The following is a 13,165-nucleotide window of genomic DNA, read 5'->3' on the forward strand; positions in this document are numbered from 1 at the left end:
CCGTACGTCATGACCGCCGCCCGGCCGGGCGCGACGCGGTGACCTCGGCGACGGCGTCGGCCAGCCGGTCGAGGACCGCCTCCGCCTGCTCGTCGGTGATCACCAGGGGCGGCAGCAGTCGTACGGTCGCGTCGTAGCGGCCGCCCAGCTCCACGATGAGCCCGCGCTTCAGGCAGGCCGCGCGCACGTCGGCGGCCGTGCGCGGCGCGGCCGGGTGCGCTCCGCACGAGTCGGGCGCGCCCTCCGGGTCCACCAGCTCCACACCGAGCATCAGCCCGCGCCCCCGGACGTCGCCGATCACGGGCAGCTCGGCGCGCAGCGCGTCGAGCCGCGCCTTCATCCGGGCCCCCACCGTGGCGGCCCGCCCGGCCAGGTCCTCGCTCGCGACGTGGCGCAGCGTGGCCGCACCGGCCGCCATGGCCAGGGTGTTGCCGCGGAACGTTCCCGTGTGCGCGCCGGGCAGCCAGCCGTCGTAGTCCTCGTGGTAGACGAGGACGGCCAGGGGCAGGCTGCCGCCGATGGCCTTGGACAGCACCATCGCGTCCGGCACGATCCCGCTGTGCTCGACCGCCCAGAACGTCCCGGTCCGTCCCACGCCCGTCTGCACCTCGTCGACGATCAGCGGGATCTCCCGCTCGGCGGTGATGCGGCGCATCTGGCGCAGCCACCCGTCCGGGGCCGGCACCGCGCCGCCCTCGCCCTGCACCGCTTCGAGGATCATCGCGGCCGGCGGGACGACGCCGCCCGCCGGGTCGTCGAGCAGCCGCTCGGTGTAGGCGGCCGACAGCTCGGCGCCGCGCTCGCCGCCGACGCCGAACGGGCAGCGGTACGGGTACGGGTACGGCAGGCGCGTCACGTCCGCGGCGATCCCGGCGACGGGCTCCTTGACCGCGACGTTCGCGGTGGCGGCCAGCGCCCCCGTAGTCATGCCGTGGTAGGCGCCGGTGAACGCCAGCAGCCCGTGGCGGCCGGTCGCGGTCTGCATGAGCTTCAGCGCCGCCTCCACGGCGTCGGTCCCGGCGGGCCCGCAGAAGTGGATCCGCGCCCGGTCGGCGAAACCGGCGGGCAGGGTGGCGAACAGCGCGTCGGTGAACTCGTCCTTCTCCGGCGTCGCCAGGTCGAGGACGTGCAGCGGGGCTCCGCTGTCCACGGTGCGCCGGATCGCCTCCAGCACGACCGGATGGTTGTGGCCGAGGGCCAGCGTGCCCGCGCCGGACAGGCAGTCGAGGTAGCGGCGGCCGTCGGCGCCCTCGATCACCATGCCGTCCCCTCGTACCGGGACGATCGGGAAGGAGCGGGCGTAGGTGCGCGCCGAGGACTCCCGGTCGCGCTGCCGGCGCAGGACGGCGTCGGGTTCGACGGTGACCAGGTCGGTCGGGTATGTGGTCATGAATGAGCTCCGTAGGGCGTCAGGAGGTACGCGGCCTGGTGAGGTGCGGTGCGTTTCGCCCGCGACGGGTGACGTCCGGGCGGGTGGGTCAGAGCAGGTGGCGTTCGGCCACGGGGTGGCCCAGGAAGCGGTGCATGGCGAACTCCCAGCCGTAGGAGCCCGCGTACGGGAACACGACGAGGTCGCCCGCGCGGACGCGGTCCACCCGCACGTCGCGCAGCAGGGTGTCCTCCGGCGTGCACAGTTCGCCGACGACGGTGACCTCGGTGTTCTCGGCGGCCGGGCGCGGGCATCCGGCGGGCCAGTGCTCGATCGGCAGCACCGCCATGTTGTGCACGATGTCCCACGAGGTGGGGAGCTGGAAGTGGTTGATGCCGCCGCGCAGCACCACGAAGTGCTTGCCGTACGAGGTCTTGACGTCGGTGACCTCGGCGGCGTACCAGCCGCAGTCGGCGACCAGGAACCTGCCGGGCTCCAGGACGACCTTGGCGCCGGCGGGCGGCTCGACCTGGGCGGCCAGCTCGCCGAAGCGGGCCACGTCGAACGGTTTCTCGCCCTCGAAGGCGACGCCGATGCCGCCGCCGATGTCGATGTGGCGCAGGTGGATCCCGTGCTCGCGGGCCGTGCGGGCGCTCCACTCGACGCACCAGCGCAGGTAGTCGGCGTGGGCGTCGGCGTCGAGGTTGCCGGAGGCCGCGTGCACGTGGAATCCGACCAGGTCGAGACCGGGCAGGCGCCGGGCCGCGCGCAGCAAGCCGGGCACGTCCGGCTCGGCGACGCCGAACTGCGACGGGACCCCGCCCATGTGCAGGGAGCCGGTCACGGGGATCGCGGCGGGGTTGACCCGCAGCGCCACCCGGGCCGTCACGCCTTCGCTGACCGCGATCTGGCTGATGCGGTGGAGCTCCAGCAGGCTCTCGGCGTTGATGGCCTCCACCCGTTCGCGGACCAGCGCGGTCAGCACGGGGACGGACTTGGCCGGGCCGGCGGCGACGACGGCGGGCGGGCCGTCGTCGGCGGGGCGGGCGCGCAGGGCGAGCTCCAGTTCGGCCTTGGACGCCACCTCGAACCCGTCCACGTGCGGGGCCAGGGCGGCGACGACGCCGGGGAAGGAGTTGGCCTTGACCGCGTAGTAGACGGCGGCCCAGTCCGGCAGCGCGGCGCGCAGCTCGCGGGCCCGCTCGGCGGCGACGGCTCCGTCGTAGACGTAGGCCGAGACGGGCGGCCCGGCCTTGGCGAGGTAGCGGAGCAGCCTGCGCAGCTCGGCGGGCAGCGCGGCCACCGGGTAGGCGGAGCGCGGGGCGGCGGAGGGCGGGAGCTGGATCGTCATGAGGTTCTGCCTCTGGGGTGACGCGACGGCGACAGGCGTCGGTGTCAGGATCTCGGGTAAGGGGGGAGCGGGCGATGGTCCGGTGGGCGGAGGAGGCACGGTTCCCCTTGCGGTATGCGACAGCGGCGGTCCAGGCGCGGGCACAGCTCGTAGCTTAGGTAAGGCTAACCTAATATTTTTGCCACGGGTTGGCAAGCCGTCGCGAGCCGCAACGAGGATGATCTGCCACGAAGAGGCAGGAAACGACCTACCAGGCGAGTGCCGGCAGCGGGCTCTCGCCCTGCCAGACGCGCCACCGACGCGACTCCGGCGACCCCAGATCCACCCGGACGAGCTCGTACGCCGCCCCCCGAGGGCGCTCGGTGACCAGCGACACCAGCAGGTGACGGCCCGACCGGTCGAGCGTGAAGGTCTGCAACGTGGCCTGGCCGGAGGCGAACACCCGTCGGTGCACCCGGCTGTCCCGCCTCGACGGCTCGACGACCGTGATCCGGTGGTCGTTCCACGCATCGGCGGCCGCCCACGAGACGGCCAGCGCGCCGTCCCGCACGACCCCGTCCGGGACGCTCAGGGCCAGCCCGTCGCCGCCGCCCGCCAGGGCGTGCAGCTCATCGGCGGCCAGCAGGTCGGAGCCGGGTCGCGTCACGTCGAGCGCCCTCACCTGTCCGCTCCCGCTCGCGGTGTGGAACACCAGCGTCCCCGCGTCCCGCCAGTGCAGCCCCAGCGGCCCGGCGTTCCCGCGTCCCGCGCCGTGCGCGCCGGCCGCCGACCACTCGCGGCGGGGCGCGACCAGCCCGACGAACGTGGTGGCCACCCGCAGGGTGTCGCCGGGCACCGCCACGGCGCGGCTGTAGGCGATCTGCCCCCGATGGGAGATGGCCAGATCGAGCACCACCCCCGCCAGGTCGCCGCCGACCCGCTCCCCGATGGCCGCGCCGCCGTCCCCGTCCATGACGATCCGGTAGAGGCGCGACGACCGGCCGCCGAACGCGCCGTCGCCCGCCGTGCTGACCGCGGCGAGGTAGCCGCCGGGCCGCGTGTCGCGGGCGACGGCGGTGTACTGGAAGAACGCCGGGTCCGGGGCGGGGAGCAGCCTCGGCTCGCCGCCCTCGACCAGGTCCAGCACGCCCAGCCGGTCCCCGGTGATCACCAGCGCGTGCCTGGGGGTGCCGTCAGGCGCGAGCGACTGCCGCGGCTCCCCCGGCGGCAGCCGCAGCGTGCCGCTCGCGACCAGCAGCGTGAGGACACCCAGGACGGCGGCCGCCGGGACGGGCCACCACGACGCCCGGAACGACCGCTCCGCGGGCGGCCGTCCCGCCGCCCACGCCATGGCCGGCACCGCGGGCGGCCGTCCCGCCGCCCACGCCCCTGCCATGGCCAGCACCGCAGGCGCGAACGTCCAGGCGAGCTGCGCCGCCGACACCGCGTGGGCCGCCTCCGGGGCCACCGTGCAGTCCGCCGCCTCGGGCGTCCAGCCGAGCCGGAGCCGCACGACCAGCAGCGCGTAGTCGGCCGCGACCACCCCCACGACGGCGAGCGCCGCCCAGATCCGGGCCGCGGCCCGCTCTCCCCGGCACGCCACCAGCCACGCGCCCAGCCCCACCACGACCGCCAGCCCCATCGCCACCAGCGTCTGCACCTCGGCGACGAGACCGGACAGCTCCCACTTCCACGGCTCGGGCGTCTCACCCGCGAACCACGCGCACCCGCCGCCGCCCCGCCCGCCCGGCACGACCGCGGCGAGATACGGCCACCCGAACCGCGCCGCCGCGACCACGAAGGCGGTCACCCACCACGCCAGGGCGCGCGAGCGCCACCCCGGCGCCGCCGAAGGGAGTGCTGACACGGCGTTCCCCCGAGCTCGTTCCCGATGTCCCCGGTGGAGATCTTGCCACCCCAGGAGGGCTTCGCCCGACCCGCCCCGATCGGCGGGGGCGCGCGGCCTATGATCCCTGCCATGCCCGCAGTGACTCCCCGCCCGGAGGCGACCCCGCGCCCGTCCGCTCGCATCCTGCTCGCGGACGCCCAGGACCGCGTCCTGCTGTTCCGCGGCCTCAGCCAGCTGAAGAACCCCCGCCACGCGTGGTTCACCCCAGGAGGCGGGGTCCGCCCCGGCGAGCCGCTGCCCGCCGCCGCTGCCCGGGAACTGCTGGAGGAGACCGGGATCACCCTGCCGCCGGCGGCGTTCGGCCCGGTGGTCGCCGTCAGCTCCGGCCACTGGACCAGCGCCGAGGGCACGCTCTACTTCGCGCGCGACTCCTACTTCTTCGTCCGCGTTCCGGAGGCGGTCGTGGACATCTCAGGCATGGAACAGCTCGAACGGTCCCTGTTCGACACCTACCGCTGGTGGCCGCTCGCCGATCTGCGCCGGACAGCCGATGCCCTCGTCCCGCCCGCCCTCCCCGCCCTCCTGGGGCCTCTCCTCGCCGGGACCCGCCCCACCACCCCCGTCACCCTCCCCTGGCACCTCCTGGAGCCGGCGGAGCAGTAGGAGACGGCCGGCTCAGAGCCGCCCGAACCGGTGCAGGGTCTGCAGGGCGCGGACGGTGGCGTGGCCACGCCAGTCCAGGGCGCCCGCCGGCGAGACGGTGGCGTAGTCGACCGTCCAGCCGCCGTCGGGCTCCTGCATGCCGGCCAGCCGGTCCAGATCGGCCGCGACCGCCTCCGGCGACAGCAGCGAGGAGCTGGGGCCGCCCGGTGCGAAGACGAGGTCCAGCGGGTGCAGCGTCTCCTCCTCGGTGCCGCCCCCGACACGCAGCCGGCCGTCGGACGGCACGTGCTCGCCCAGGTGGGCGGCCAGGCCGGCCGCCTCGGGGCGGGTGCCGTGCACCGCGTCCAGGAACCGCAGCGCGAAGGCGAGCACGTACGCGTGCGGCTTCTCGTCGACGGCCTCGATGGCGGAGAGGCAGTAGCGGGTGGCACGGTCGAGCCAGGGGTGGGCGGCCACGGCCGGGTCGTGCGCGGCGACGCGGTGCGCCGCGGCGGCCGTGACGGCGGTGATCTGCAGCGACGACGTGGCCGGGTCGGCGGCGAGCCACCAGGGGGCGCACCCGGCGGCGGCGGTCACGGGCAGCGCGAACGGCAGGCCGCCGTCGGGCAGGGAGACCGCGTCCAGCCAGTCGCACAGCTCCACCGCGTGCGCCGAGGTGGCCGGGGCGACGTCCTCGAACACCTCGAAGGCGTGCGCCGCCGCCCCGGGCTGACTCTCCGGGGAGCGCAGGTCGGGTTCCAGGCCCCAGCCGTAGCCGCCGTCGGCGTTGCGGTAGCCGTCGAGCGCCGCCAGCGCCCCCCGCACGGCTCCCCCCTCGCCGGCCGGCCGACCGGGCGTGCGGGAGTGCGTCAACAGGTCGAAGCGGCGGCGGTCCAGCGGGCGCGCGTGGGTGGCCATGAAGGCGGCCGCCGCGGTGAGGTCGATGGTCATGCCCTCATCGTCTCCCCGCCGCCGCGCCCCGGTCTTGTAGGAATCGGCCACCGCTGGGAATCGGCCACCGCGCCGCCCGGAAAAGATGACACTCCTTGTCGGGTTTTCCTGCCAGGATCGCCTCATGAGCGACATGAATGCATCGCTGAAGGGCAAGGTCGCGCTGGTCGCGGGGGGCACGCGCGGCGCGGGACGGGGTATCGCGGTCGAGCTGGGAGCCGCCGGGGCCACGGTCTACGTCACCGGCCGGACCACCCGGCGGGAGCGTTCCGAGTACGGGCGGCCGGAGACCATCGAGGAGACCGCCGAACTGGTGGACCGGGCGGGCGGGCACGGCATCGCCGTCCAGGTGGACCATCTGGACAGCGACCAGGTGCGCGCCCTCGTCGAACGGATCGACCGCGACCACGGCCGGCTCGACCTCCTCGTCAACGACGTGTGGGGCGGCGACCCCTTCGCCGAGTGGGACACACCGCTGTGGGAGCAGAGCCTCGACAAGGGCATGCGGCTCCTCCGCCTCGCCATCGACACCCACATCATCACCAGCCACCACGCGCTGCCCCTGCTGATGCGCGACCCCGGCGGCCTGGTGGTCGAGATGACCGACGGGACCAAGGAGTACAACGACGCGAACTACCGGGTCTCCTTCTTCTACGACCTGGCCAAGACCGCCGTGATCAGGCTGGCGTTCGCGCAGGCCCACGAACTGAGGGAACGCGGCTGCGCGGCGGTGGCACTGACGCCGGGGTGGCTGCGCTCGGAGATGATGCTGGACATCTACCAGGTGCGGGAGGACAACTGGCGCGACGCCACCAAGACCGAGCCGCACTTCGCCATCTCCGAGTCGCCCCGGTTCACCGGCCGGGCGGTGGCCGCCCTGGCGGCCGACCCCGACGTCATGCGGTGGAGCGGGCAGTCACTGTCGTCGGGGCAGCTCGCGAAGGTGTACGGGTTCACCGACGTGGACGGTTCGCGGCCCGACGCCTGGAGATACGTGGTGGAGGTCCAGGACGCCGGCAAGCCGGCCGACGTCACCGGCTACCGCTGATCCTCACTCCGGGGTGACGCCGAGGGCGAGCCGGCGGGTGAGGCCGGTGTTGCGACGCCGGCCGAGCCGGTGGACGGCGAGTTCGAGGGCCTCGCGCGCCCCGACCAGCACCACCCAGGAGCGGGCCCGGGTGACCAGGGTGTAGAGGAGGCGGCGGCGCAGCATGACGCCGCCCGCCTCGGCCACGATCGGCGCCACCACGAACGGGTATTCGCTGCCCTGCGAGCGGTGCACGCTGATGGCGTAGGCGTGGGTGAGGTCGTCGAGCTCGTCGAAGCCGTAGGTGACCGTGTCGCCGTCGTCGTCTCCGTCGTCGATGCGGACCTCCAGCAGGCGGTCTTCCGGCAGGAGACGGGTGACGGTGCCGGTTTCGCCGTTGAAGACGCCCTTGTCGTAGTTGTTGCGGATCGGCATGACGCGGTCGCCGACACGGAAGACGGAGGACCCCGCCCAGTGCTCGGGGACGCCGTCGCGGGCCGGGTTGAGGCGGTCCTGGATCATGCGGCCGACCTCGGCGGTGCCGGCGGCGCCCTTGCGCATCGGGCAGAGCACCTGCACCTGGCCCGGCTCCACGCCCTGCTTGCGCGGGATGGCCTCGGTGGCCAGGTGGACGACGCGCTCGGCCACGGCGGCCGGGTCGTCCAGCTCCTCGAACCAGAACCCGCCGCCGCCGGGCAGCCGCGGCAGCTCGCCGGCGCGGACGCGGTGCGCGGCCGCGACGATGCCGCTACCCTCGGCCTGCCGGAAGACGTGGGTGAGCCGGACGCGCGGGATGTCCTCGACGCGCAGCAGGTCGGCCAGCACGCTGCCGGGGCCGATGCTGGGGAGCTGGTCGCTGTCGCCGACCAGCAGCAGGTGGCTGCCGGACGGGATCGCCGAGCACAGCCGGGTGGCCAGGTGCAGGTCGAGCATGGACACCTCGTCCACGACGATCAGGTCGGCCTGCGCAGGCGCCTGGTCGAACAGGGCGTCGGGGTCGGGCTGGTGGGCCAGCATGCGGTGGACGGTCATCGCGGGCAGCCCGGTCAGCTCCGACAGGCGCTTCGCGGCTTTGCCGGTGGGTGCGGCCAGCGTGACGGTGCCGCCCATCGCCCGTGCCGTCGCCGCGATCACCCGCACGGTGTGGCTCTTGCCGCAGCCGGGCCCGCCGGTGAGGATCGAGACGGTGCTGGTCAGAGCCATGGTCACCGCGGCTCGCTGGTCGTCGTGCAGCCCGGGGTCCTCCTGGAACGGGCGCAGCGGCAGCGTTGAGCGGGCCTGCCACAGCCGCGTCAGCTCGCCGGCCAGCTTGACCTCGCGGGCGTGCAGCTCCTTGGCGTAGACGACCACCTGCTCGGGCTCGGCCTCGGCTTCCACGACGACCCGCCGCTCGGCGGTGAGCGCGTCGATCATCGGGCGCACCAGGTCGTGGTCGAGCTCCAGCAGCTCGGCGGTCTGCGTGACCAGCGCCGTCATCGACAGGTGGCAGTGGCCGCCGCGCACGGCCGCGCTCTCCAGTCGGTCGAGGACGGCCGCCTTGATCCGCTGCGGGCTGCGCTCGGACACCCCCGACTGCAGCGCGATCCGGTCGGCCGTGTGGAAGGCGACGCCGCGCACCCGCCCGATGAGCTGGTAGGGGTCGGCGGCCAGGACGCCGGCCGAGTCGGGGCCGTACACCTGGTAGATCTTGGCGGCGAGCAGGGGGCTGATGCCGTAGCCCTGCAGGACCACCATCAGCGCGGCGATCTCCTTCTGCTCCTTCCACGCCTCGACGATCTGCGCCTGCCGCCCGGGGCCGATGTTGACGACCTCGGTGAGCCGCTCGGGCCGGGTGTCGATGACGGTCAGCGTCTGCTCGCCGAAGTGGCTGACGATGGCGTGGGCGAGCCGCGGCCCGATGCCGCGGATCAGGCCGGAGCCGAGGTAGAGCTGGATGGCGCGCACGGTGGACGGGACGATCCGCTCGCACGCCGTGACCTGGAACCTGCTGCCGTGGCGGTGGTGCTCGCCCCACGCGCCGGTCAGCCGGAGCGTCTCACCGGGCTGGATCCCGGCCAGCACCCGCCCGGAGGCGACGAACCCCGGACCGCTGTCGGCGCTCATCCGCGCGACGGTGTAGCCGTCGTCGCGGACGTAGACCAACTGCTCGACCGAGGCGTCCACCGCAGACATCCCATCCTCCGGGTACGGAACCGCAGCTTAGGAGATGGGACCGACAGGTGGGCCCGGCACACCGTGCCGGGCGGACCGTACGGCCCGCGCCCGTCCAGGAGGTGGCAAACGGGCGCGGGCCGGACGAGTCTCACACGCGGCTGATGCGCACCGCGTCCGCGATGACGTAGCCGGTGCCCGAGGTCCACCGGCTGACGCCCACCACGTTCTTCGTTCCCGCGCTGAGCGAGAACGTTCCGATCGTGCGCCAGGCGCCGCCGCCCGAGCGCTGGTCGACGTAGACGGTCTGGTTGCCGCCGGACGTCGCCACGATGTACGGGGCCGAGCTGTTGTAGCCGGGGTCGGCCGGGTACCAGACGTCCACCCGGTAGGTGCCCGTGCTGGGGATGGTGGCGGAGAACCAGGCCGGGTCGCTGGCCTCGACCGGGTTCGCGAACCGGTAGTCGGCGCCGTGCCGGTCGGTGGAGTAGGCGGAGGTGCCCCAGTTGGCACTGGCGGTGAACTGGCCGGACGTGGCGTTGTCCACGGTGGTGGTCCACGACGGGGTGCCCGTGCTGCCGGTCACGTAGTTCATGTACGTGGTCCAGTTCCAGTGCGGGCCCGGGTCGGTGTGGGTGGCGCCGGGGACCTGGTTGTGGCCGATGATGTGGCTGCGGTCCTTGGGGATGCCGTACTTGTTGCAGATGGCGCGGGTCAGGGCGGCCGAGGCGCGGTACATGGCGTCGGTGAACCAGGAGGCGTCGCTGACCCAGCCCTCGTGCTCGATGCCGATGGAGCGGGTGTTGTAGGTCCAGTTGCCCGCGTGCCAGGCGATGTCCTTGTCGCGCACCATCTGGGTGATGGCGCCGTTGGACGACTTGACGACGTAGTGGGCGGAGACGTTGGCGCTGGGGTTCTGGAACCAGGAGATGGTGCCGGCGTACGAGCCCTGGGTGACGTGGATGATGACCCGGTCGATGGCGTAGGACGACTCGCGGTTGGAGGCGGTGTAGTTGCCGGAGTTGGCCGCCACCCAGGCGGCGTCGGGGTAGTCGGGGCTGGCCACGGCCGCCTGGGCGGTCAGGTCGCGGGCGCCCGCGAGGTCGCCGCGGTCGGCGGTGACCTCTTGTGGCTTGACGGTCACGCCGCGCGCGTCGAGGCCGAGGCCGAGCAGTTCGTAGACGGCGTCGGCGTACAGCCGGGCCAGTTCGGGGGAGGAGGCGTTGCCGTACCTGGCCACGGCCTGGTACCAGCGGCCGGCGTCCTTGCGGGCGGCCTCGTCGAGGCCCAGCTCGTCGGCGTGGGCGCGCAGCACCGCCGCGCCGCCGAGGATGTTGGCGGCGTCGTCGGCCTTGAGCTTGTCGACGGGCAGCTTGGTGAGTTCGGCGGCCTTCTCCAGGGCCTTGGTGGTGGGGTTGCTGACCAGGTGCATGACGCCGTAGCCGCCGCTGGCGCTGGGCTCGCCGCCGTGGCCGTCGAGGTGGGTCTCGGCATAGGCGAGCGCGACGAGCAGGTCGCGCGGCACGTCGTGCTGGGCCGCGGCGCGGTCGAAGGCGGCCGGCAGGTCGGCGGCCCGCTGGAGGGGCTGGGCGGTGGCGGGCTGGCCGACGATGAGGAGGAGGGCGGTGAGGGCGGAGGTGACGAGAGCGACTAATCGCGTGCGGGCGAACCTCATGGGGGGCTCCTCGTTGGGGGGCAACGGTCGCACAGTAAGGGACATACATGACATATGTCGATAATTGACATTACCGAAGAGTTAGAAGAAACTTTTCGCCCGCGCCGGAGGGTTGTCAGAGGGGTGGTCAGGCGGCGTCCTGGGGCTCCAGCCTCTTGGGGTGAAAACTATTGACGTTGCCCGAGCCGCAACTGAAACTTCTCGTCGTGACCCCCCTGCGGCCCCTCCTGGTCGTCCTCACCCTCGCACTGCTCGGCGCCGTCGCCCCCGTAGCGCCCCTCCCCACCGCCGCCGCGGCGGCCTGCGCCACCGACCCCGCCACCCCCAAGCGGCAGCTCCGCGCGATGTGGATCTCCTCCGTGGCCAACATCGACTGGCCGAGCCGCACCGGGCTCACCGCCTCCGCCCAGCAGGCCGAGTTCCGCGCCTGGCTCGACCTCGCCGTGACCAGGCGCATGAACGCCGTCGTCGTGCAGGTCAGGCCGACGGCCGACGCCTTCTGGCCGTCGCCGCACGAACCGTGGTCGCAGTGGCTCACCGGGACGCAGGGCGGCAACCCCGGCTACGACCCGCTCGCCTTCATGGTCGCCGAGGCCCACGCCCGCAACCTGGAGCTGCACGCCTGGTTCAACCCGTACCGGGTGGCCAACCACGACGACGTGAGCAGCCTCCTCACGAGCCACCCGGCGCGCCGCAACCCCTCCTGGCGCTTCGCCTACGGCGGCAAGCTCTACTACAACCCCGGCCTCCCCGCCGTCCGCGCCTTCATCCAGGACGCCATCATGGACGCCGTCACCCGCTACGACCTCGACGGCGTGCATCTCGACGACTACTTCTACCCCTATCCGGTCAGCGGCCAGACCATCCCCGACAGCGCCGCCTACAACGAGCACGGCGGCGGCTTCACCAACGTCCACGACTGGCGGCGCGACAACGTCAACCGCCTCATCCAGGAGCTGGACCAGCGCATCCACCAGGCCAAGCCACACGTCGCCTTCGGCGTCAGCCCGTTCGGCATCTGGCGCAACGCCGCCACCGACCCGCTCGGCTCGGACACCTCCGGGCTGCAGTCCTACGACGCGATCTACGCCGACACCAGACGGTGGGTCAAGCAGGGCTGGGTCGACTACGTGGCCCCCCAGATCTACTGGCACATCGGGCACACCGCGGCCGACTACTCCGTGCTCACCGCCTGGTGGGCGCAGACCGTGCGAGGCACCGGCGTGCAACTCGTCATCGGCCAGGCCGCCTACCGGGCAGGAGCCTCCGGTCAGGACGCGGCCTGGCAGGACCCCGCCGAGCTGAGCGACCACCTGCACGTCAACCGGCGCCACCCCGAGGTGTCCGGCGACATCCACTTCAGCGCCAAGGACGTCAAGGCCAACCGGATCAACGCCTTCGCCACGCTGGCCGCCGCCCACTACACCAGACCGGCTCTTCTGCCGGCCCGCGGCACCGCAGCCGCCCCGGCCGCCCCCGTGCTCGGCTCCGCCACCCGCGGGCCCGGCGGCGTCGCGCTGACCTGGCAGGGCCAGGCGACGGCGTACGCCGTCTACCGGGTGGACGGCACGCCCACCGCCGCCGACCCGTGCGCCTTCGCCGACGCCCGCAACCTCCTCGCCACCACCCGGAAGACCACGTTCACCGACACCACGGCCGCCACCACGGCCGCCTACACCTACTACGTGACGGCGCTCGGCCGCACCCACCAGGAGAGCGGCCCGAGCACCGGCAGGTCCGTGCCTGGCTCCGGCGGCGGCGCGTTCAGCGTCGTCGTCGACAACGCCGGAGCCGGCTTCACCGCCGGGTCGTCCTGGGGCACCTCCACCTACTCCAGCCAGCTCCACGGCACCGACTACCGCTTCGCCGAGCCCGTCTCGGCCAGCGACCCGGCCTGGTTCCGGGCGGCGATCCCGAGCGCGGGCAGCTACCGGGTCGAGGTCTGGTACCCGGCCAACGCCGGTTACAACAGCGCCACCCCGTACGTGGTCGCGGCGAGCGGAGGGAGCCGGACGGTCACCGTGGACCAGCGGACGGGCGGGGGCGCCTGGCGGTCCCTCGGGACGTTCACCCTCGACGCGGGGACGTACAACGTGGTCGGCGTGAGCCGCTGGACGTCGGCGGCCGGATACGTCATCGCCGACGCGGTCCGCATCACCAAGGTCTGACCC

9 protein-coding genes are annotated in these 13,165 nt (G+C 73.6%); 3 read left to right on the plus strand and 6 right to left on the minus strand.

All coding sequences use genetic code 11. The features are described from left to right. Nucleotides 1–7: 7 nt before the first annotated feature. The 3 genes from ACGF0J_RS02735 to ACGF0J_RS02745 form a co-directional block, all read right to left on the minus strand. Entirely contained in the window at nt 8–1,390 is a 1,383-nt protein-coding gene (locus tag ACGF0J_RS02735) for a diaminobutyrate--2-oxoglutarate transaminase family protein (protein WP_393141643.1), read from the minus strand. A gap of 88 nt (nt 1,391–1,478) precedes the next feature. Next, entirely contained in the window at nt 1,479–2,720 is a 1,242-nt protein-coding gene (locus tag ACGF0J_RS02740) for an alanine racemase (protein ID WP_393141645.1), read from the minus strand. A gap of 247 nt (nt 2,721–2,967) precedes the next feature. After that, complete coding sequence (locus ACGF0J_RS02745; protein WP_393141647.1) at nt 2,968–4,566, minus strand: hypothetical protein; 1,599 nt, start codon at nt 4,564–4,566, stop codon at nt 2,968–2,970. A 111-nt stretch (nt 4,567–4,677) separates the two neighbouring features. Between ACGF0J_RS02745 and ACGF0J_RS02750 the strand changes: the two genes are divergently transcribed. Continuing rightward, complete coding sequence (locus ACGF0J_RS02750; protein ID WP_393141649.1) at nt 4,678–5,211, plus strand: NUDIX hydrolase; 534 nt, start codon at nt 4,678–4,680, stop codon at nt 5,209–5,211. Between the two features lie 12 nt (nt 5,212–5,223). Here ACGF0J_RS02750 and ACGF0J_RS02755 read toward each other — a convergent pair whose 3' ends face one another. After that, nucleotides 5,224–6,141, minus strand: a complete 918-nt coding sequence (locus tag ACGF0J_RS02755) for a hypothetical protein (RefSeq protein WP_393141651.1) — start codon at nt 6,139–6,141, stop codon at nt 5,224–5,226. Between the two features lie 133 nt (nt 6,142–6,274). On the opposite strand from ACGF0J_RS02755, the gene ACGF0J_RS02760 reads away from it, so the two are divergent. Then, entirely contained in the window at nt 6,275–7,189 is a 915-nt protein-coding gene (locus ACGF0J_RS02760; protein WP_393141832.1) for an SDR family oxidoreductase, read from the plus strand. A 3-nt stretch (nt 7,190–7,192) separates the two neighbouring features. On the opposite strand, the gene ACGF0J_RS02765 is transcribed toward ACGF0J_RS02760, so the two are convergent. Together ACGF0J_RS02765 and ACGF0J_RS02770 are read right to left on the minus strand one after the other, a co-directional pair. Further along, entirely contained in the window at nt 7,193–9,340 is a 2,148-nt protein-coding gene (locus ACGF0J_RS02765) for an ATP-dependent RecD-like DNA helicase (protein ID WP_393141653.1), read from the minus strand. 130 nt (nt 9,341–9,470) lie between these two features. Next, nucleotides 9,471–10,994 carry an N-acetylmuramoyl-L-alanine amidase gene (locus ACGF0J_RS02770; protein WP_393141654.1) on the minus strand — a complete coding sequence of 508 codons (1,524 nt, stop codon included), beginning with the start codon at nt 10,992–10,994 and terminating at the stop codon, nt 9,471–9,473. 206 nt (nt 10,995–11,200) lie between these two features. Here ACGF0J_RS02770 and ACGF0J_RS02775 point away from each other — a divergent pair, with 206 nt between their 5' ends. Next, nucleotides 11,201–13,162: a family 10 glycosylhydrolase gene (locus tag ACGF0J_RS02775; protein ID WP_393141656.1), complete on the plus strand. Its 1,962-nt coding sequence runs from the start codon at nt 11,201–11,203 to the stop codon at nt 13,160–13,162. The last annotated feature ends 3 nt before the right edge of the window (nt 13,163–13,165 follow it).

This window comes from Nonomuraea sp. NPDC047897 (assembly GCF_043204415.1).
In the GTDB taxonomy this organism is placed as follows: Bacteria; Actinomycetota; Actinomycetes; order Streptosporangiales; family Streptosporangiaceae; genus Nonomuraea.